The organism is Pedobacter sp. WC2423 (assembly GCF_040822065.1).
Classification (GTDB): domain Bacteria; phylum Bacteroidota; class Bacteroidia; order Sphingobacteriales; family Sphingobacteriaceae; genus Pedobacter.
In genome coordinates this window covers 3309739-3331193 of record NZ_CP162005.1, presented here as the reverse complement: position 1 = coordinate 3331193, position 21455 = coordinate 3309739, and the positions used below count along the sequence as shown (strand labels likewise).

At 39.2% G+C, this 21455-nt stretch carries 16 protein-coding genes; 13 read left to right on the top strand and 3 right to left on the bottom strand.

Annotated features, from left to right (window positions below; genetic code table 11):
- The first annotated feature begins 12 nt into the window (after nucleotides 1-12).
- From AB3G38_RS13700 to AB3G38_RS13680, 5 genes are read left to right on the top strand one after another with little or no spacing between them, the layout of a single operon-like run.
- Complete coding sequence (locus tag AB3G38_RS13700; protein WP_367864456.1) at nucleotides 13-303, top strand: hypothetical protein; 291 nt, start codon at nucleotides 13-15, stop codon at nucleotides 301-303.
- Entirely contained in the window at nucleotides 261-4283 is a 4023-nt protein-coding gene (locus tag AB3G38_RS13695; protein WP_367864455.1) for an amino acid adenylation domain-containing protein, read from the top strand. The genes AB3G38_RS13700 and AB3G38_RS13695 overlap by 43 nt, the downstream gene beginning before the upstream one ends.
- 25 nt (nucleotides 4284-4308) lie before the next feature.
- Complete coding sequence (locus AB3G38_RS13690) at nucleotides 4309-6336, top strand: glycoside hydrolase family 13 protein (RefSeq protein ID WP_367864454.1); 2028 nt, start codon at nucleotides 4309-4311, stop codon at nucleotides 6334-6336.
- Nucleotides 6337-6374: 38 nt separating this feature from the next.
- On the top strand, nucleotides 6375-7913 hold the full coding sequence (locus AB3G38_RS13685) for a glycogen/starch synthase (RefSeq protein ID WP_367864453.1): 1539 nt from the start codon (nucleotides 6375-6377) through the stop codon (nucleotides 7911-7913).
- Between the two features lie 29 nt (nucleotides 7914-7942).
- Nucleotides 7943-8659 carry a thioesterase II family protein gene (locus AB3G38_RS13680; protein WP_367864452.1) on the top strand — a complete coding sequence of 239 codons (717 nt, stop codon included), beginning with the start codon at nucleotides 7943-7945 and terminating at the stop codon, nucleotides 8657-8659.
- A gap of 287 nt (nucleotides 8660-8946) precedes the next feature.
- Here AB3G38_RS13680 and AB3G38_RS13675 read toward each other — a convergent pair whose 3' ends face one another.
- Both AB3G38_RS13675 and AB3G38_RS13670 read right to left on the bottom strand, forming a co-directional pair.
- Entirely contained in the window at nucleotides 8947-9588 is a 642-nt protein-coding gene (locus AB3G38_RS13675) for a hypothetical protein (RefSeq protein ID WP_367864451.1), read from the bottom strand.
- Nucleotides 9589-9592: 4 nt separating this feature from the next.
- Nucleotides 9593-10156: a methylated-DNA--[protein]-cysteine S-methyltransferase gene (locus AB3G38_RS13670; protein WP_367864450.1), complete on the bottom strand. Its 564-nt coding sequence runs from the start codon at nucleotides 10154-10156 to the stop codon at nucleotides 9593-9595.
- A 256-nt stretch (nucleotides 10157-10412) separates the two neighbouring features.
- On the opposite strand from AB3G38_RS13670, the gene AB3G38_RS13665 reads away from it, so the two are divergent.
- The 8 genes from AB3G38_RS13665 (at nucleotide 10413) to AB3G38_RS13630 (ending at nucleotide 21144) form a co-directional block, all read left to right on the top strand.
- The gene (locus AB3G38_RS13665; RefSeq protein ID WP_367864449.1) at nucleotides 10413-10550 is read left to right on the top strand and encodes a hypothetical protein; all 138 of its coding nucleotides are present in this window, start codon (nucleotides 10413-10415) and stop codon (nucleotides 10548-10550) included.
- A gap of 207 nt (nucleotides 10551-10757) precedes the next feature.
- Nucleotides 10758-11465 (top strand): RNA polymerase sigma factor, encoded by a 708-nt coding sequence (locus AB3G38_RS13660; protein WP_367864448.1) that lies wholly within the window; start codon nucleotides 10758-10760, stop codon nucleotides 11463-11465.
- 95 nt (nucleotides 11466-11560) lie between these two features.
- Complete coding sequence (locus AB3G38_RS13655) at nucleotides 11561-12754, top strand: FecR family protein (protein WP_367864447.1); 1194 nt, start codon at nucleotides 11561-11563, stop codon at nucleotides 12752-12754.
- A 213-nt stretch (nucleotides 12755-12967) separates the two neighbouring features.
- The gene (locus AB3G38_RS13650; protein ID WP_367864446.1) at nucleotides 12968-16288 is read left to right on the top strand and encodes a SusC/RagA family TonB-linked outer membrane protein; all 3321 of its coding nucleotides are present in this window, start codon (nucleotides 12968-12970) and stop codon (nucleotides 16286-16288) included.
- Between the two features lie 22 nt (nucleotides 16289-16310).
- On the top strand, nucleotides 16311-17744 hold the full coding sequence (locus AB3G38_RS13645; protein ID WP_367864445.1) for a RagB/SusD family nutrient uptake outer membrane protein: 1434 nt from the start codon (nucleotides 16311-16313) through the stop codon (nucleotides 17742-17744).
- Between the two features lie 13 nt (nucleotides 17745-17757).
- Nucleotides 17758-18489, top strand: coding sequence for a DUF4843 domain-containing protein (locus tag AB3G38_RS13640; RefSeq protein WP_367864444.1), 732 nt, complete (start codon nucleotides 17758-17760; stop codon nucleotides 18487-18489).
- A gap of 10 nt (nucleotides 18490-18499) precedes the next feature.
- Nucleotides 18500-19924, top strand: coding sequence for a PKD-like family lipoprotein (locus tag AB3G38_RS13635; protein ID WP_367864443.1), 1425 nt, complete (start codon nucleotides 18500-18502; stop codon nucleotides 19922-19924).
- A gap of 44 nt (nucleotides 19925-19968) precedes the next feature.
- Nucleotides 19969-21144 carry a TlpA family protein disulfide reductase gene (locus tag AB3G38_RS13630; RefSeq protein ID WP_367864442.1) on the top strand — a complete coding sequence of 392 codons (1176 nt, stop codon included), beginning with the start codon at nucleotides 19969-19971 and terminating at the stop codon, nucleotides 21142-21144.
- A gap of 63 nt (nucleotides 21145-21207) precedes the next feature.
- Here AB3G38_RS13630 and AB3G38_RS13625 read toward each other — a convergent pair whose 3' ends face one another.
- Nucleotides 21208-21441: a hypothetical protein gene (locus AB3G38_RS13625; RefSeq protein ID WP_367864441.1), complete on the bottom strand. Its 234-nt coding sequence runs from the start codon at nucleotides 21439-21441 to the stop codon at nucleotides 21208-21210.
- Between the last annotated feature and the right edge of the window lie 14 nt (nucleotides 21442-21455).

The following is a 21455-nucleotide window of genomic DNA, read 5'->3' as shown; positions in this document are numbered from 1 at the left end:
CAATAGGTAAAAATGGAAAAATTATTGTACAAACTTAATGGATACGGAATTAATGTTGAAGTTGAGAATGGTAATCTAAAATTGAATATTCCAAATGGTTTTGATGCTCAGGATATTCTTATAGAGGTTAAAGCTAATAAGCAAAGCTTGATTTCTCATATTCTTGAAAACAAACGTGTTATTCACATTACTGACCAGGCCGACAATAAGCATGGGTATAAGCTGTCGTCAGCACAGCAACGTTTATACTTTTGTACGAGATGGACCGGAATTCGCTGGCTTACAATATGCCTCAGGTCGTGAAAATGGAAGGAATACCTGATCGGGAACAGTTAAGGCTTGCCTTTAACAAACTGATTAATCGTCATGAGAGTCTGCGTACCTATTTTGGGTTGTTTAATGGCGTTCCAGTACAAAGAGTTTTACCTGCAGTAGATTTTAATATTAATATCTATCAGGCTGAAACGGAAGCAGATATCCCTGATTTGCTTAAAGATACAATCAGTCCTTTTTTATTGGAGGAAGCTCCTTTATTGCGTGTGGCATTGATTGAGCTTTCTGCTGAAGTACATTTGCTGGTAATTGATATGCATCACATTATTACTGATGGAATCTCTCATGGAATCCTCATTAATGAGCTGATTGCTTTTTACCAGGATGAAACAATTGCTCCGCTTGAACTGACTTATAAGGATTATTCGGAATGGCAACAGAGCGATCAGCAACAATTCGTACAACAACAGCAACGTAATTTCTGGTTAGAAAATTTTGCTGAAATGCCTGCATTACTGGAACTTCCAATAGATTTTAATCGTCCTCTGGTGGCTTTGCATGAAGGAGCCAGAACGCATTTCAAATTGGATTTTGAAGAAAGTAAAGCATTAAGGGAACTTGCAGCAGCAGAAGAAGTAACATTGTTTATGTTATTGCTTGCTATAAATAATGTTTTACTAGGAAAACTGGGGAATCAAGAGGATATAGTGATTGGAGTACCTGGGGCAGGGCGCGAGCAGGATGAACTAAATAAAGTGATAGGGATGTTTGTCAATACATTGGCATTGCGTAATTATCCGAAAGGAGAATTAACCTTTCAGGAGTTTTTGTCAATGGTCAGACAGAATACGCTTAGCTGTTTTGATAACCAGGCTTACCAGTTTGATAACCTGGTGAATGAATTGAAGGTGCCGCGTGATACAGGGCGTAATCCATTGTTTGATGTTATGTTTACTTATGAGCGCCAGGGAGAGACTTCTATTGATATTCCTGGTCTGCACATCAGTGGTTATGAGAGCGGTTTTCATGTGGCAAAGTTTGAACTACGTATTGCAGCTTTTGATAATAAGCAAGAGATTGAGATAAGTTTTGAATATGCATCTTCGTTGTTTAAAGCGACAACAATTGACCGTTTTATAACTTATTTCCGGAAGATAGTGACTGCTGTAATTACTGACAGGAGCGTGAAGCTGGCCGATATTGATATTTTTTCTTCGACCGCGCAGCGAGAACTGCTGGATGGGCTGGATCACCGTCATGTTATTTATCCTTCTTCAAAAACGATAGTCGAAATTTTCCAGGAACAGGTTGTTTTATATGGTGAGCATACCGCGCTGTTTTTCCAGGGGGAGACCATGAGTTATGCAGAACTGAACCGACGATCCAATCAATGGGCACATGTGTTGCGTGAACGTGGCGTAAAACCGAATACAATTGTTGGTTTACTGGTTGACCGGAGCATGGAAATGGTAATTGGTATGCTGGCTATTTTAAAGGCTGGCGGCGCATACCTTCCTATAGATACAGATTATCCATTGGAGCGTATCACTTACCTGATAGCCGATAGTGGCATAGAATTGTTATTGACTACTTTAGAGCGTGAAATAGGTTTTACGGTAGACACTTTATATTTAGTACAGGATGGAGCAGCAGATTACAGTGTTGAAAATCCGGCCATGGTAAATCAGCCTGCTGATTTATGCTATATTATTTACACTTCCGGTACTACAGGTCAGCCTAAGGGTGTAATGATTGAACACAAGAATGTAGTTCGTCTGTTTTTTAATGATGATTCCGAATTTGATTTTGGTTCAACTGATGTCTGGACAATGTTTCATAGCCACTGTTTTGATTTCAGTGTGTGGGAGATGTACGGCGCACTGCTTTATGGTGGGGAACTCGTTATTATTTCAAAACAGGCGGCTCAGGACCCTTTCGTTTTTTTGCAGACTTTAACAGATCGTGGGGTAACAATACTGAATCAGACTCCATCTGCTTTTTACAATTTGATGAACGCAGAAAAGGATTATTTTGAGAATGCATCTGTTCAGGATAACAAACCTGACCTGCAATTGCGTTATATTATATTTGCAGGAGAAGAGTTAAAGCCATTAAAGCTACAGTCCTGGCATGCAAAATACCCGCAGACCAAATTAATTAACATGTATGGGATTACAGAAACAACTGTACATGTGACCTATAAAGAGATTAAAGAGTTTGATATTTTAGCAGGCCGGAGCAATATAGGTAAGCCGGTTGCTACCTTATCGGCCTATATTTTTGACCGCCATTTAAAACTTGTTCCTTCTGGAACAAGTGGTGAACTATTTATTGGTGGGGAAGGGATTTGTCGAGGGTATCTGAACAAAGAATCGCTGACGGCGGCACGGTTTATCGTTAATCCTTATGATAGCAGTGAACGTTTATACCGTACTGGTGACCTGGTTAGAAAAATTCCATCGGGAGATCTGGAATATCTTGGTCGTATTGATGAACAGGTCAAGATCAGGGGATATAGAATTGAACTGGGAGAAATAGAAAAAGTTTTACTTGAAAGTGGATTGGTGAGTCAGGCGGTGGTTGTAGCCGGGGGGGACAATCTTGAGGATAAAAAATTAATTGGCTATTTTACAACAGATAAAAATACTGAAAAACAAGCGGTCATTGATTATCTGCGGACTTATCTTCCTGACTATATGGTTCCGTTGGTATGGGTGAAATTAGAGGGAAATTTTCCATTAACTGCTAATGGAAAATTAGCTAAAAAAAGCCTTCCTGATCCTGAGTATAACGATTTGCTGGTAAATGAATATGCTGCTCCAAAGACAGAGGTCGAAAAGACACTGGTCAAGATATGGCAGGATATACTTGGTATAAAGCGTGTGGGAATAAAAGATAATTTTTTCCATGTAGGGGGTAATTCTGTTTCAAGTATAAATTTAGTGAGCGAAATCAATAAACAGCTTGGTATTTCAATTCCATTAAAATGGGTTTTTGAAGTATTTACTATAGAAGGGATAGCTGGCAAAATTCAGAAAAGAAGTACCTGGATAGGTAATTTTGAACCGGACAATAAAAATTCAGAAAAAGCAAAGGTGCTTAAAATAGCCCATTTGACGGAAACAGTTAATTTACAACCTTTCTTTTTTTCTGCACCATTGGGTGGTATTCTACCTGCTACGAGTATCATAGGAATCTTGGATATGGCACCTTATTTAAAGGACAAAGCCTCTTTTTATAGTATCCAGGCGCCAGCTCTGGATACTGCAATCCAGAAAGCAATTGAAAATAATGAAGTAATAAATCCAGACAAATGGAATTTTGAATTTTCGGCGTTTGAAAAGATAGTCGACGAAGCGGTGAATAATCTGCTGGCCATTCAGGAGCAAGGACCTTATGCTTTGGGAGGCTTCTGTAGTGGATGCGTTTTGGCAATGGAAATCGCAAAAAAGTTAACGGTTTTGGGTAAAGAAGTTGAAAAATTGGTACTTATTGATCCGCCTTTATGGGTACAATCTATCAAAAAGGAAGAGGTTAATTCAAAATATACAAAAGAAGAGATTGCCTGGTTTGTTGCAAAAGATATTGGCTGGGCATCCCCAATGATGAGTTTGGAGAATTTGACAGCAGAAATAGCCACAAATCCTTCAGAATGTGCCTGGGAAATTAGTCATTCACATCTCACAGCGGCAGGGGTTCTTTCTGAACGTGTAAAGCCTTCTGAACTTAAGCAGGCCTTTGAAAATAAATTCTATAATGATATTGCTCTTCAACTGTTTTTTGCTGGTATCGGCTATTTATACCCTAAAATAAAAATTGGGCATACTTTAGTTTTATTCCCTCAAAGTAGCTACGATTTACTTCCACCTGATTTTGCAGACAGTATAAGGGAAAATATTTTTCAGAATAATTTAACTGTTAAAGCTATTTCCGGTGATCATGGGACTCTTTTCTTACCTGATCTCTTAGCGAAATGGATACCGTTTGTAGCGGAACATTTAATGAAATAGGATTACTTATCTGACACCATCCTTTATGAACCAATTAATATACGAAGTTCCTGCTGGTAAAAATAGCAGCGATCTGATGCGGAAAGAAATGATATTCAAGTCCTTTGATGAGTCAGTGAAATCTGTACATGTGGGCTTTTTTCCTGCTAAAGGGAGATACTTTATACAGGAAATGTTTGATAAAGGTGATAGTTGTTTCGTTTTGGAGGTTATGCTGCCAAGAGGTAAGTCTTTTTACCAGTATTTTTTTAATGGGAATTTCAGTGCGCCTAAAAATAATGAACAGCTTGTTATTTCTCAACATGATGCGCAGAAAAGAGCACCAATGATGCTTGAAAACCAAGTTTTTTGTCCTGTTTATTTTTTGAACGAATCAAGTTTTATAAATTATATAAAGGACGACATCTGGGAAATTCAGGTAATTACCTATCAGGGTTGGATCAACGAAGTTGAATTAGTTACGATTGATTCGGTATATCCGCTTTGTATTTCCTTTGTGAATAAAAATGTTGCTTTCTGGTCTTGCAGGATTCATGCTGATAGTCGTGAACTAAATTATTGTATTAAGATTTCTGGTGGAGGGCAGATTAAATTCCTCAGTAAGGCGTACCATATCAGTGAATATCCTGTCAGGGAAAATTTTTTTTCATTCAATCTGCAGCAAGAAAGAGAAAAACACAATGCTATACCGTTTTTAAGAGCAGGATATCAGATTTTACCGGATAGGTTTCACCGGGTTGACGTCGTGCCTGTTGAACGTGAATTTGATCCATGGGGCGAAAAGCCAGCCAATGAAAGTTATTTTGGCGGTAATTTAAAAGGTATAAGCTCAAAGCTGGAATACATTGCGGATCTGGGAATAGATTTTATTTATCTGAATCCCATATTTGCAGCGAAGAATTCTCATCGTTATGATTGTTCTGATTATATGTTAATTGACCCGGTATTGGGAAATGAAGCTGATTTAAAAGAACTGGTGGACTTAGCACATCAATTAGGTATAAAGGTTATTATTGATATCTCATTAAATCATTGCAGCACAGATTTTTTTGCATTTAAAGACATTCTGATACATCAGGAACAGTCAATTTATACAGATTGGTTTGAAATAGAACAATTTCCACTACTGGATGGAAATAAACATTATTATAGCTGCTGGCATGGTCATCGGGAATTACCACAGTTTAACTTAAATAATCAACAAGTAGTTGAATATTTTATGCAGGTTGCAAGGTACTGGATTGGAAATTTTGATATTGATGGCTGGCGATTAGATGTTTGTACTGAAATGCCTGCTGAGTTTGTAAGAAAATTTGCACAAGAATCAAGAAAGATAAAACCTGAAATGGTTTTTATTGGGGAGACCTGGCAGGATCATGGCCATGAGCTGGCAAAAAATTGTGAAGTAAACGGAATTACCAATTTCACCTTGTATCTGGAGGGGATGATTCCCTTGTTTGAACAGGAAAAACTGTCTCTCTCTAATTTTGGGATGACCATTATGAATACGCAAAGTCAGAATTCCTTCCATACCAATTTGTTTTCCTGGAATTTCCTGAGTAATCATGATGTACCCAGGTTCTATTCTGTTCTGAAAAGTAAAGATAAATATGCACTTGCTTTTACGTTGATTTATGCACTGCCGGGAACACCTGTTATTTACTATGGAGAAGAGATCTGTATGGAGGGTTTGGCGGATCCTGCAAACAGAGGTTGCATGAGTTTCGAAGGATCAACAATGGATTCTGTTTTATTTAAGCTGATCAGGAATCTCAACCATATTAAAAAGTTATATGCTGAAGTCTTTACTTACGGGAGTATTATGATCCCTTTTGTAAGTGATAAGGATAAGCTGATGGTTATCAAAAGATCATTCGCTGATCAGCATCTTTATTTTGTCCTGAATTTTAACAGTATACCGCAAGACTATCCGATGGATTGTGAAATAGATGGCAAAAACGCAGGAGAGAGGCAATTAGTAAATATAATGCCTTTTAGTGCAAAAATCATCTATTATAATAAGGACAGCGATGGTTTTGGTCTGTTCTGTTAATTTATAACATAGAATTATTTTTAAATAAGTATCACGATATGATAGTTCATCTGGCTTCTGAAGTTGCACCTTTTTATAAAAGAGGAGGACTCGGCGATGTGGTTGGGGCACTTCCAAAATACCTGAGTGAAAGACAGCAAAATGTTGTTATTTCTTTTTTTTATGAAAACAGGATGAAAGGAATTGATCTTGAAACAAAAAAATCCATTCAAATAAGTATACAAGGTATTGAATATGAATTTGTTTATTATCACCATCATAGCGAACAGATAGATTATTATTTTCTGAATATGTCTGATCGGCATATTTTCAGCGATCAGGAATCTGGAGAAGGTGACAAGTTGCTTGAAGATGGAGAAAAACCTTATCAGCATAATTCCTCCTTCTTCATTTATATCTATTTTGCCAAGGCTGCTTTAAAGCTGATTGATACTTTGAAGTTATTACCAGAATACCTTATTTTTCATGACTGGCACGTTTGCGGGTGTTTTGGCTTTCGTCAATTAATGGGAAACATCAGATCAGAACGAAACTATACTACTATTTTACTAATTCATAATTATGAATATCAGGGTGAAATATTGCCAGACTCTCTTCATCTGCTGACCAGGGAAGCTGTAGAGGAATTGTCTCCGGTTTTAGAAAAATATGGTACTGCGACATTGCTCTCACTTGGATTAAAGAATGCTGATTATGTAGCAACTGTAAGCGATAGTTATGCAAAAGAACTTGAAGCCGGAGGATTACCGCATACTGGTCTTAAGTTCCTTGAGCTGATCAAAAGGAAGAAAATTTATGCTTTGCCAAATGGAATTGACACTTTGCTCTGGTCACCGCAAAACAGTCCATATCTGGCGCATCCTTATAATCAGTTTTCTGCTCTGGAGATGAAAAAAAAGGCGAAGAAAGAAATTTTGGAAAAATTACAGTTTTCACCATCTGGTGATCCGGTTATTTTAATGATGGCCAGACTGACTGAACAGAAAGGAATTACTTTATTAATGAATTTCTGGAACGATGAAGAAACTGCTATGAAAAACCTGCAAGAGCTGCTGGACAAGGGTGTAAGGTTAATTGTCTGCGGCCGTCCTTCAGGTGGAACAAATGGTAATGTCCATAAAAGATTTTCACTGGCTGCCAAAAGATTTCCAGGAAGGTTCTGTTATCTATCTGAATATAATGAAGAATTAGCCCATCAACTTTTAGCTGCTTCGGATGCTGTATTATGTCCTTCACTCTTTGAACCTTGTGGTTTAGTACAAATCTATGGAATGTCTTTTGGAGCAGTTCCGGTTGTCAGAGCGGTAGGAGGACTACGTGATACTGTTAAATCTTATCAGCATAATCCTTCAGTTAGTACAGGATTTTATATTGAAGAATTCAATCACAGCAGCCTTTGCATGGCTTTTGAACAGCTGGTGCAGCTCTATAAATTGCAACCGGAGGAATGGAACCAGCTTGTTAAAAGGGCTATGAATGAGGATTTTTCGTGGGAGAAAATAAGAGCAGTTTATTTTCAATTTTTTGATCAGATCGCAGAGGAACTTATTGTTGAACAAATAGAAGAATCATTGTAGTAATTTTTTTTAATTTTAACCTAAAAAAAATGAAGAAGATAAAACTTTTCTGTATCCCTTATGCCGGAGGATCAGCTGCAATTTATAATAAATGGAAGAGTCATCTAAGTCCATCTATCGAGCTGAATGCGATTGAGCTGGCAGGCAGGGGAAGCAGAATTCAGGAAGGATTGTATCAGAATATTTCTGAAGCTGTGGAAGATATTTTTAAATTCATCAGCAAAGATATTCAGCAGGCTCCTTATGCAATATTTGGACATAGCATGGGTGCTATGTTATCTTATAAGCTTGTTCAGAAAATCAGAGATGCCGGTTATGTAGAACCGGTGCATATATTTCTTTCGGGGCGGGGAGCACCGGGGATCAAAAGAGATGATAAAAAGAAATATCATTTAATGAATGAGGAAGAATTTAAGGAGGCAATAATGAAGCTGGGCGGGACTCCTCCGGAATTTTTTGAACATCCTGAATTAATGCAATTGTTCCTGCCTTTATTAAAAAATGATTTCAAATTATCAGAATCAGATGATATTCACGCAGACCTTAAACCATTTGATCAGAATCTTACTGTTTTTTTGGGAAAAGACGAAGATTTAACAGCTGAGCAGTGCGATAGCTGGAAGAAACATACCAATAAACTTTGTAATATTCATTATTTCAATGGCGGACATTTCTTTTTGCATGATGAACCAAAACAGATTACCAAAATAATTAACCATGTCTTGCTTGACAGAATCTATGAATAATTAAACTAATAACGGGGAATTTGCTGTATGGGGCAATGTATAAAAAACTGCATAAATGGGATTTAAGTTAAAAACTTAGATCCCATTTTTTTTGAAATTTCTCAGCAATAATTAGATTAAAATCCTTTAGCTTTTAACCAGGTTTGGAAAAGGTCAGGCCATACAGAAACGGATGAGTTCTTTTTGCTTATTTTCCAGCCATGTCCGCCAGCGAAGAAACCTGATATACCGATTTGGGAAGGGTCTGTTCCGTATGTTGTTTCCCAGCTTTCTTATGTTATGTTATATTAAATGGTGTCTATTTTTGCGAAATCCGGCGTAAAGGCAAGTAGATCTGTAAATAATAACCGATTGTTTCTGACCTGGTAATTCCAGTTGACGAATTGCAGGTAATGTCCTTTGTTGTCAGTGGGTAATTCCTCTTTGTAAAGCAGGTGTTTATAGTTTTTATGTCCCAGCCATTCAAAAATCTCAGTAAAAGTTTTTCCGTTTTCCTGTCTGATAAATTGTGCCAGTTCTTTAACCAGATGAATAGTGTCGCCTGTTAAGGAAAAGCTTAATCCATAGCGGCTTTCAAACTTTGGCATTACATACTTGTCAAGATCGGTTATATATTTTGGATTAGACTTGAGTTGCTCCGCTATGTTTGCCTGTTCTTCTGCTGTTAAATCTTTTAAGTAATAGCCTGAGCAATAATCGGCACCAATTTGTTTCTTGAATTTTGAATTGAAAAGACGTTTTAATTCAACAAGCGGTTCTTCTTGCAAACTTCCAATCTGACTTTCTTTAATTGACCCTGTTTCCCAGTCTCCCATCACAAAAAAGTGATATTCTTCGTATTCAACAGGGATAAATTTTTCTATTCTATGAATTCCTTTGCCATATGATTTTACCCATTGGCCGATTTTAAAATCTTTGTAAGTCTGCATCTTGTTAAAATAAGGTATCTGCTGGTTTTTCAGAATTATTTCTTTCAAATTTAAGTAACCATTTTTTCTTTTCTACTCCGGCTGCATATCCGGTCATGCTGCCATCGCTACCAATTACGCGGTGACAAGGGATAATAATAGCCAGGCGGTTCCTGCCATTTGTGGAGGCAATTGCGCGAATAGCTTTTGGATTATTCATTTGATCGGCTTGCTGTTTATAGGAACAGGTTTGACCATATGGAATTTTCTGAAGCGTTTGCCAGACTGTTTGTGCAAATTCATTGCCGGGTGCGTGCAGGGGAACAGAAAATACTTTCCGTTTTCCATCAAAGTATTCGGCCAGTTCATCTTTCAATTGCGCTAAATGTTGATTTTCTCCGGGTTGCATCACTGCATTCAGCAGTTTCTGTAAATCAATGATCTCTTTTTCTAATCTGATCCGGTTAATGAATTCCAGTATGCAAACACCTTTTGCGGTAGCTCCTGCCAGCATTGGGCCAAGTGGAGTAGAAATTTCTGTGGTGGTGATTATGCTGGTTTCGTTAGCTGGTTCTGGTTGTCTTTTCATAAGATAAACATCAGATCCGAAATTACGGAATGTATTCCTTAATAGGAACCCATTTCTTGCACAATCAAGCGGTAGAAAAACACATCAGCAAAACTCTTTCCCATGCCATTGCGTCTGATGGAAATTATGGGCAGCCAGGCACACCTTATCGGGAAAATCATGAGCATATGAACCTATCAGGTTAATGTCAGTGAAAACCGGCTTTAAACGAAACCAGATTTTAAATCTGCTAAAGTGGGTTTCTTTAAATTTTTCAATGGAAAAGTTCTTAACATTAGTGTGGATAACTATGTGGAAAACCAAAAAATATGTGGAAAAGGTAACTTTGAATGGCAAAATACTGGAAAGGGGCTGGATTACTCAGGAGGAAATCATGAAAGGAGGGAACTGGTGATTACTGCATCGGATCAGCTTTCTGAATCATTTGGTGTCAAGAACAAATGGATTTCAGCTATGAATCAATAATAAATAAGTTTTTGTAATTGGAGGGCTGAATTAATAAATATTTGCACTAAACGTAAGAGTTGATGGTTATAATATGGAAAATTTATGTTAATACTGTTTGGATTGTACCCTATAAAATGTTAATATTTTTTTGCCAATGATGTTGTACGATTTCTCTACTGGTCTGACGGAAATACGCATCAGTGCATCTTCCAGAAATTATTATTACCTTGTTTCTTTTAGTAAATGTATACTTGCAGGACGAATGGTCAACATTAATCAAACTGATGAGAAGTCTTTATTGCTACAATTGAAAAACGGTGATGAACTTGCATTTCAAATACTTTACAACAATTATAAATTCCGGATTGCTGGAAATTTGTTCAAGCTTCTCAAATCTGACGACCTGGTCAAAGAAATACTGCAAGAGCTTTTTTTCAAAATATGGGAAGTTCGGAGAAATATTGATCCTGAAAAGTCTTTTAAATCTTATCTTTTTCTTATAGCAGAGAACCTGGTACATGATTATTATCGGAAAGTGGCTAAAGACAAACGTTTATTGGCTAAAATGGTGGCTTCAAGTTCAGAACTGTACGTTCATATTGAAGAAGATATACTGAGTAAAGAGAAGGCCCTGAAATTGCAGGAGGTCGTAAACCTGATGCCCCCTCAGCGTAAAATGGTATTCACACTCTGCAAATTAGAAGGTAAATCTTATAAAGAAGTAGAGGAGATTATGGGGATCAATGCCAAAACCATCAGTAGCCATATGCTGCAAGCCAATAGATTTCTCAGAACATATTTTAAGAATTCCTCTACGCTTACAATTTCTTTGTTTTTAAGTGTTTTACTCAAAGGTTTTTAGTGCTTATCATTGATTTTGGAAATTAATTGTTAATTTTTTATTAACAGACTAAGGATATTTTTGCTCAGCTCCGTATTAGCTGTAAAAATTGAGCCTTGAAATCATCTGATCAACTCCATATACTATTCAAAAAATACCTGGACAATACCTGTAACCTTGAGGAAACACAGCGTCTGATGGATTACTTTCAACTTGATGAAGATCAGGAACTGTTGAAAGACATGATCATTGATGTTTTAGAAACTCAGGATGAAAGTTATGAAACTAATGCTGCCATTGCCGGGGTGCTGGCAAAAGTTGACCGCGATTTGCGTATTCAAATTCATGCAGCAGCAGTACCTGTACCTGCCGGAAAAAATAAAATACTTAAACTCTGGTTACAAATCGCCGCTGTTGCAGCCACTTTGGCCATCGTATGCATGGGCGTTTATTTCTTCAATTACAAGTCAGGCAAACTTCGCGCTGCTGCCACAGTAGTAGTACAAGATGCTAAACCTGGCGATTTTGGTGCCACACTTACACTGGCAAATGGCAGGAAGATCAGTTTAGCGAATGCTTCGAAGGGAGAAATTGGCAGGGAAGCGGGAATAATCATCACTAAATCTGGTGATGGCAGGCTGGTCTATGAGATTAATGAAAAGGTTTCTGATCCGAATGCCTCTAATACTTTATCTACCGCCCGGGGAGAAACTTACCAGGTACGTTTGCCTGATGGTTCACTTGTTTATTTAAATGCGGCTTCGAGCCTCACTTATACCGCTTCTCTGATTGAAAATGGAAAACGGGTGGTTAAGCTTGCCGGTGAGGGGTATTTTGAAGTAGCGAAGGATAAGCATCATCCATTTATTGTAAAGACAGACAAGCAAGAGGTAGAAGTATTGGGAACGCACTTTAACATCAGCAGTTATGCTGATGACGAAGTAGAAAAAACCACCTTACTGGAAGGAAGTGTGAAGTTGTCGGCATCGGGAATTTCCAAAATCCTGAAGCCAGGGCAGCAGGCTGTGCTGGCTGGTGGTAAATTGCAGCTCAATGAAACGGATGCAGACCTGGCTGTTGCCTGGAAAAATAATGAATTTGTAGTCGAAAGTGAGCACATTGAAACCATCATGAAAATGATTGAGCGCTGGTATAATGTTGAAGTCATTTACGTTGGCGAAAAAACCAGGCAGCGGTTTAGTGGCAGTGTTTCAAGATTTGATAAAATGTCAAAAGTCCTTGAGATTGTAGAATCAACCGGAGAAGCCCATTTTGAAATCAGGGGAAGAACCGTGTATGTGTCAAAATAAAGAGCTAAACTATTAATTAACAGAATATTAAACCTTAACCACACCACATGAAAAGAAAATTACATTAGCCACAATATGTTCAACAAAACCAAGCCCGGACTACCCATCCGGACCTGGTCAAAGTTTGGAACATTCAATTAAAAATCAAAGTTATAATCGCAGTCCTCCTTACGGTTCAAGGCATAAGAGGCTGCTCAACCAAACCGACAACTAATGTATCAATATTTAAAGAAATTTGGTATGCCTGAACGGCTGTACCCAAAATTATTGCTGACTATGCGCTTAACCATCGTAATAATAATAGCATGCTTTATGCAGGTAAGTGCGTCGAGCCTTGCCCAAAAAGTAACCCTGACCAAAGCTAATACTTCGCTTAGATCTATCTTTAAGGAGTTGAACCAACAAACTGGGTACAATTTTTTTTATACAGACAACTTGTTGGAAAATTCGTCACCAGTGACCATTGATGTTAAAAACTCTGAATTGCCAGTTGTGCTTCACGAAGTCCTTACTGGACAAAACCTGGATTTTATTATACGCAATAAAACTGTGGTCATCAAAGCACGTACCGTGATCAATCAGGAAATCATTTCTGGTTTTGTAGGGGATGCGAAAGACCGCGCGCCTATTCCAGGGGTTACAGTTTTCATTAAGGGAACAAAATCTGCCGTTGAGACGGATAAAAACGGAAAATTCACCTTAAGCATACCCAATGGTGCTAAATCCCTGGAATTCAGATTTGTCGGCTATAAGACCGTTGAAGTACCTATCTCTGCCAACTCTAATTACAACATTTATATGGTTGAGAATATGCTTGGACTGAATGAGACGGTAATTACGGGAATTGTTGACAGGAAGGTCAGTACTTATACCGGGGCTGCCAAAGCCATGACTGGTGCAGAGCTTAAGGCGGTGAGTCCGGTCAACCTGTTTACTGCCGTTGCTGCTCTGGATCCGTCTTTCAGAATGATTCCGAACAATGTTACAGGCGGTAACATTAATACACTTCCGCAGGTGACTATGCGTGGCCAGACTTCCTATCCTACCCTTGGGGCAGAACTTGTGGGAAATCCCAATACGCCATTATTTATTCTGGATGGTTTTCAAGTTTCGCTGCAGGCTATTGTAGACCTGGATATGAACCAGATTGCCTCAGTAACTTTATTAAAGGATGCTTCAGCTACTGCAATGTACGGTTCCCGTGGCGGTAACGGTGTCATGGTTGTCACCACTATCCTCCCTCCAAGAGGAAAGGTAGAAGTTTCTATCAATAACAATTTTACGTTATCATCTCCGGATCTTTCTGTTTATCACATGCTGAATTCGGCAGAGAAACTTGATTTCGAAAAGCGTGTTGGACTCACCGACAGTTATAGAGGCCAGTATATCAATGCAGAAAGATACAAAGCAATGTTAAGCGGTGTGAACACCGACTGGAAATCTATTCCTGTTAGAACTGGTTACAATAACAGGACCAACCTGTCTTTACGTGGCGGCGACCAGTCGCTGACCTTTAACCTGTCTTTCAGCAGCAATTTTTTACAGGGGGTAATGAAGGGGCAGGACAGGAAAAATTATGCGGGAAGTTTTACGCTGAGCTATAAAACGAATAAACTGACATTCCAGAATAATACCATCGGAACCCAGGTGATCTCCAATGCTTCTCCGTATGGAGAATTCAGTCAGTATCTGAATTTGAACCCCTACTGGAAGCCTTATGATGCAAACGGCAACGTAAACCAATACCTGGAAAACATTAACATGGGCTTCGGTAACGCAGGCTCTGTTGTGGCAAATCCACTGATGGACGTCACACACAACACCATTAATGACAGAAACAAGAATTTTAATTTACGAAACAACACCACAGTTCGTTACGATGTAAATAAATCATTATGGTTTAATGGCGCCCTGGGAATCACCAAAGTAAATGGAACGATAGACAATTTCTATTCGGCTCTGGACAGCCGGTTTAATGATATAGCCGATCCAAGTCAACGGGGTACCTATTCTATCAATAACACCGCTTCCTTTATGATGGACGGCACGGGATCAGTAAACTATAATAAGAATTTTGGAAAAAATGGTATTACTGTATATGCAGGCTTCAGGGTTGCCAAAGCACATGTTGATTCCTATACCGTATCTACGCAGGGTTTCCCTTTTGATCGTTTAGATAATATCCTGTTTGCTGCTCAATATTTAGACAGCAGGCCAACGGGAAGCGAAAGCACCATAAACAACCTTTCCTTTTCCGGAAGCGCCAATTACTCTTATGATAACCGGTACTTTACCGATTTCACCTATACCAGGGATGGCTCTTCGGCTTATGGGGTAAATAATAAATTTGGTGATTTCTGGTCGGCAGGCTTAGGCTGGAACATCAGCAACGAAGAATATTTTAAAGACAGTGATGTGATTAACTTGTTGAGGATTCGTGGTAGTTATGGCTCTACCGGTACCTCTGTACAGGATCCTTATGCAGCGCAATTCAGGTACAACCTGGGCACATCGTCCGGTTATTTTGGGGAAGTAGGTGCCGTTCCCGGCGGACTTGGAAACCCGAATCTGAGCTGGCAGCAAGTACTCAAATCGAACGTAGGTATTGCTTCAGCATTTCTGGACAACCGTTTGACTTTCAATGCGGAGTTTTACAATGAGGTAACCCAGAATGCGCTGACTACAGTTTCACTTGCGCCGAGTACCGGCTTTCCTTCCTATACCGAAAATTTAGGTAAAATCCAGAACAGAGGATTGCAGCTTGAACTGGGCTATACGATATTATCCCGACCTCGTAATGGCTTAAAATGGAATGTTTCTGTGAATGCGGCTACCAACAAATCAGTGCTAAAACAAGTTTCTGATAAGCTTAAAGCCTTTAATGCTGCACTAAATACCAATAATACCAATCAGACGGTTGAAAATGCCCAGTTTATTGAAGGCAGGTCAACAACGGCTATTTATGCAGTGAAATCATTGGGTATTGATCCCGTTACCGGGCAGGAAGTATATCTGAAAGCGGACGGCACCCCAACTTTTGTCTGGGATGTCAATGATAAGACCTATGCTGGTGATACACGCCCTAAATGGACCGGTGCAATAAATTCAAATTTCATGTATTCAGGTTTTGCCTTAAACTTCAGCATTAATTACAATTATGGTGCTCAACTGTATAACAGTACTTTGTTAAATCGTGTGGAAGCTGTTGATGCACGTAATAATGTGGACCGGAGAGCTTACGATCTGGGTTGGACCGGTCCTGGCAGTATAAGTCCATACCGCAGGATTACTTCCTCACCAACACAAACGAAACTAACCTCACGTTTTGTTCAAAACGACAATAACATCCAGCTCAGCTCTGTTAATTTAAGCTATCAGTTCAAAACGGCATTTGTTAGAAAATTAGGCTTGCAGAATATTACGGTTAGCGCAACAACAAATAACCTGGCCACTTTCAGTACAATTGATATTGAACGCGGCACAGATAATCCGTTTGCAAGAGAATACACATTCGGTCTGAGTGCAAGATTTTAAATTCAAAAAAATTCATATCCCAATGAAAAGAACAACATTAATAATAGGAATTGTGGCCATATGTGCGACGTCTTTCAGTTGTAAAAAATTTTTGGATGTAACGCCAAAAACAAGTTTGTCAGAAGAGCAATTGTTTACTTCGGAAACCGGTTTTCAGCAGGCTTTATCAGGAGTCTATGGCCAGCTTGCCAGTAACAACCTCTATGGAAATAACCTTTCTATGGGCTTCGTTTCCGCGCTGGCTCAAAATTATGCAACAATTGCAACTGAATCGCCAGTTCTGCTACAACAGACACAACTCCTGAACTATACTTCAACAGAAGTTACCGGTTATACCAATAACATCTGGTCTTCCAGTTACACTGCAATTGCCGCAGCTAATAAAATAATTAGCCACACAGAAACTGGCCGCTCTATGCTATCGAATAATTCGTATGCACTGCTGCGTGGTGAAGCTTTGGCTTTAAGGGCATTTATACATTTTGATTTATTACGGATGTTTGGGCCTGAATATACTGCGGGTGCCAATCTAAAAGCTATCCCTTACAAAAAGGACGTTAATGAAAATGCAATTATGCCGGCAACAACCGCAGATGTGGTCAAATTTGCACTGGCCGACCTGAAAGAAGCGGAGAGCTTGCTACTACCGGTTGATCCAATTGTGACCAGCGGTTTACGAACCAGGCGGAATAAGCTTAATTACTATGGTGTAAAAGCACTGGAAGCAAGAATCAGGTTATATAGTGGCGATAACATCGGGGCTGCTGCCGCTGCAACCGTGGTGATTAACTCGGCGAAATATAATTTTATAACCCAGGCAGAAGCTAGTAACGTTGGCTCCGGAATAGTTGCGCGTGACCGCTTGTATTTTAATGAACAGGTGTTTATGATCAGAGTAAGGGACATACTAACCACTGTGCAGAGTTATTTTAGATTCAGAGGGACTGCAGACCAGACTCTTACCCGTCCTGAGAGTGACTTTTCTACGCTTTACGAAACCAAATCAGGAGGCGTTTCAGACATCAGATGGGCATATCGCATTGAGCGCGATGCAGGAGTCTTGTTCCCTTCTAAATTCTGGCAGACATCCAACTCTACAACTACAATCACCGACAATTTACTCGATCAGTATGTACCAGGTATACGTCTTTCTGAGATGTACTATATACTGGCTGAAACTGCGTCAACGCCTGCAACCGGCGTAGACTATTTAAATACGGTACGCCTGAACAGGGGAATTTCAAATTTGCCAAATACGATTACGGCCGATGCGCTTAAAGCAGAGATCACCAAGGAGTATCAGAAGGAATTTTATGCGGAAGGGCAATTGTTCTTTTACTATAAGCGCATCAAAGCCTTAAGAATGCAATTCCGCAGGATAAATATGGCACCAGAGCAGTATGTACTTCCTATACCAGATTCTGAACTTCAATTTAATCCGAATTATGCTAACTAATCAAACTTGTATCATGAAATACTTATTATATGTGACGATGGTCATCTGCCTTTTTTCCTGCAAGAAAGAAGCGTTAGAAACCTATCAGGGAAAGGATGGGGTTAGTTTCTTTGCCTATACCTACCAACAACTAAATACCACAGCAGTGAGAAGCTACTCTTTTGCCTTACAAAGCACTGAAAAAACAAGGGACACGATGTATATACCCTTAAGACTTACCGGAAAGTTGTCTGATCGGCCGCGTACAGTGCTGCTGAAAACAGCTGATGGAACAACGGCAACCTCAGGCGTGGATTTTGAATTGAAAGAAGCCATCATTCCACCTGGAGTTTACCTCTTTAATTATCCTCTTGTGCTGATCAACTCTGTCGGAATGGCAAGTCATGTTTATAGAATTGTGCTGGAGCCAGCAGAAACCAAGGACTTTACTTTAGGGACTTTTGGTCAGACTCCTGGCAATGACGAGATTACTGAAGAGAACTTCAGATATCTGAAGGTTGATGTGACCAGCCAGTATATTGAACCTGCTTATTGGGATAATCTCCTTACGGATTTTGGAGAATTCAGCGCTGTGAAATACAAGTTCATGGTGAAGGTCCTGGGGATAACAGATTTTTCTTTCGAGAAGATTGGTTCTGACGGTCTGCTGAACTTCCCGGTTACCTTAAGAAATGCGCTGGCCGCTTATGAAGCTGCGAATGGTCCATTGTTAGATGAGAAAGGTCAACAGATTTCTTTCCCTTAATTTAAATATTATGCATTTAAAATACTTTTTAAAGCTTAGCCTGGCTGTGCTGATCATGCTAACATTTGCCTGCCGTAAGGACAATCAATCATTTAAATATGAGCCAATCAACGACATTAAGATTACGGATACAAAAACCAGCTTTACGTTACCTCAACTGGATTCGCTGATCATCACACCAACACTAGCAGAAACATTGCCTGCAGGTGATTCATTTACCTACAGTTGGAAGATTGATTCAAATGTGATTGCTGAATCTAAAAATTTGCGTATCAAAGTAACCTTAAGTCCAGGTACCTATCAGATGATTTATAAGGTGACGAGTAATAGAAATGGTATTTTTACACTACAGCGTTATACGATTATCGTGACCGGGGCCTATCCGGATGGCTGGTATATCGTCAATAACAAGAATGGGAAAGGTAAGGTTTCTTTGATCCGCACGGACGATGTGATTTTTGACAATCCTATGGAAGTGGCCAACAATAAAAGCTATCCCGGTAAGGCATTAGCCTTATATAATTTTGGGAAGGGTGGTTTCTTTTATTACTTCACAGATCAGAATGCGTATCGGTTTAATATGAACGACTGGCTGGAGCTTGGTGATAAAAGTTCGGTACTTCCAGGTTTAGCTACACCACTTCCGTTCAAAATGGCACCAGTATTTATGATGAACACTTCAAAATTTGAACAGTTTATTGTTGCGGACGGCGGTTTGTACGTTGGCATTTCCGGTACAAACTCTGATAATGTTAAGCCGCTCACCCAACGCATTCCTGGCAATTATGATTTATTCCCTGGTGTTTTTCCCAGCACTTTTAACCTGACCTATTTTTATGATAACACTACAATGCGCTTCATGCAGATGGAGATTTTGTCAAGATTTCTGAAATATGCACCTGCAACAACCACAACATCCGACTCTTTTGACATGGCAAACGTGGGCAAAAAAATGATTGCTTATGACCGCGGCGTAACCACGTTAGGCGATGAAGGAATTGAATGGTATTACATCATGGAAGATAGCGCTGGCCGCTACTTAATGTCCATCACAAGTGACTCTAACAACAGCGCCACAGGGGTTAATCAAAAAATGGAGAATAGTCCGGAAATTGGTAATGCAACTAACTTTGCAACATCATCCATCTTAAAACAACTCTATTATACTGTTGACAATAAGGTGTATTTATACGATATGCTTGCGCAATCAGCACGCCTGATTTATACATTCCCCGGAAGCTATGTAATTAAAGATATTGAAATGCTGCGTAGTACCAGTAAGCAACTGGTGATCGGTGTGAATAACGGTACAGCAGGTGAGGTTTATTATTTCGACATCAATGGCCAGGGACAATTCAGCAATAATACTTACACCAAAAAATTTACTGGCTTTGGTGAAATTGTACAAGTTGCCGCTGCCCGTCAAAATCTATAGACTATACACTCAATTTAAAGAAGATTACTTAATTTTTAATCGAAATGAAAAAACTATCTATACTTATTGCTATCCTGTTTATAGGATGCGCAGCATACAGCCAGCAGGCAGGACCGCCTTATAAAGCAAGTCTTGATTCTTTGAAGATGTTAATCGATCTTTCAAAAAAAGAAGCTATTCTTACGCGCCTGATCAAAGCCCATCCGGGTGATAATTTTGACCAGTACAGAGCCACACTCGTAGATAATTTCGTTATGGCGAAAAACTCAGCGAAAGCTTTATTCTATTTTAATCAGATTACAGAAACTGCACGTATTATGTATGTTGGATCAGTTGCAGAGGAACTCATGACCTATGATGCGAAGGCTGCAGAAATATTAATTCAGCAAGAATTAGCGAATAAGACTAATGTTAAGGATGACCGGCTGTTCTTGTTAAATGTGTATAGCGAGGTGATGGATAAGCTGGGGGACCATAACAAAGCCTTTGCAGCTATTAAGGAGTGCTATGATCAGATGGCAGGGAAAAGTGCCGGGATGACTGCAAAATACTATTATTTGATGAGTAAAACGGGGAGATACCAGGAAGCATTTCCAGAGATGGAAAAAACAGTGATGGCAGGTTTAGCTGATAATAATTTTAAGGACGAACTGAAAAATGCTTACTCAAAACTGAACCCTGGGAAAGATGCAAACGCTTACCTGGCTGGGTTAACCAGTCAGTTTGAAGCAAAGTATAAAGGTAAATTAATAGCTAAAATGATAGCCGAACAGGCGCCAGATTTTAAAGTTAAAGACCTGAATGGCAGCGAAGTTTCGCTGTCAGATTTTAAGGGGAAAATTATTGTTCTTGATTTTTGGGCTACCTGGTGCGGGCCATGTAAAAGATCTCTTCCGGCAATGCAGCTGTTGGTCAACAAATACAAGGATGATCCGAATGTGAAGTTTCTGTTCATACACACCTGGGAGCATGTTGCTGATCCTAAATCGGACGCTGTGAACTACTTGTTGACCCATAACCTGGATCTGCCCTTGTATATGGATGTTAAAAATCCGGAGACGAAAAAGAACCCTGCGGTGTCTTCATTTGGTGTAAGTGGAATCCCTGCAAAGTTTGTAATTGACGGTAATGGTAAAATACGCTTTAAAACAAGTGGATTTCTGTCACCAAATGAAGCTGCGGTTAAGGAACTTTCTGCCATGATCGAGTTGTCCCGCTAATCAAGTCAATATCTGGTTGACTAAATTTACTTTTACAATTGGAGGCTGATTTTGTTTTTACAATTAAAACTCACCCATTTTTTTTGTAGTCAGCCTCCTTTTTTTCTTTGCGCTTCCTGTTTTCTGATTTTTAATTTCATCAATTGCATACCGTGCCGAATCTTTTACATCCTTTTTTCTGCTTTTTAGATGCTTTTCCAGAGATGGAATAGCTCTTGGCGTTCCCATTGTATTTAGCGTCGCATTTGCATAAGTCAGATCATAGAGATCATCTGTATTGTCAATGATATCGATCAATGCTATTTCTGCAA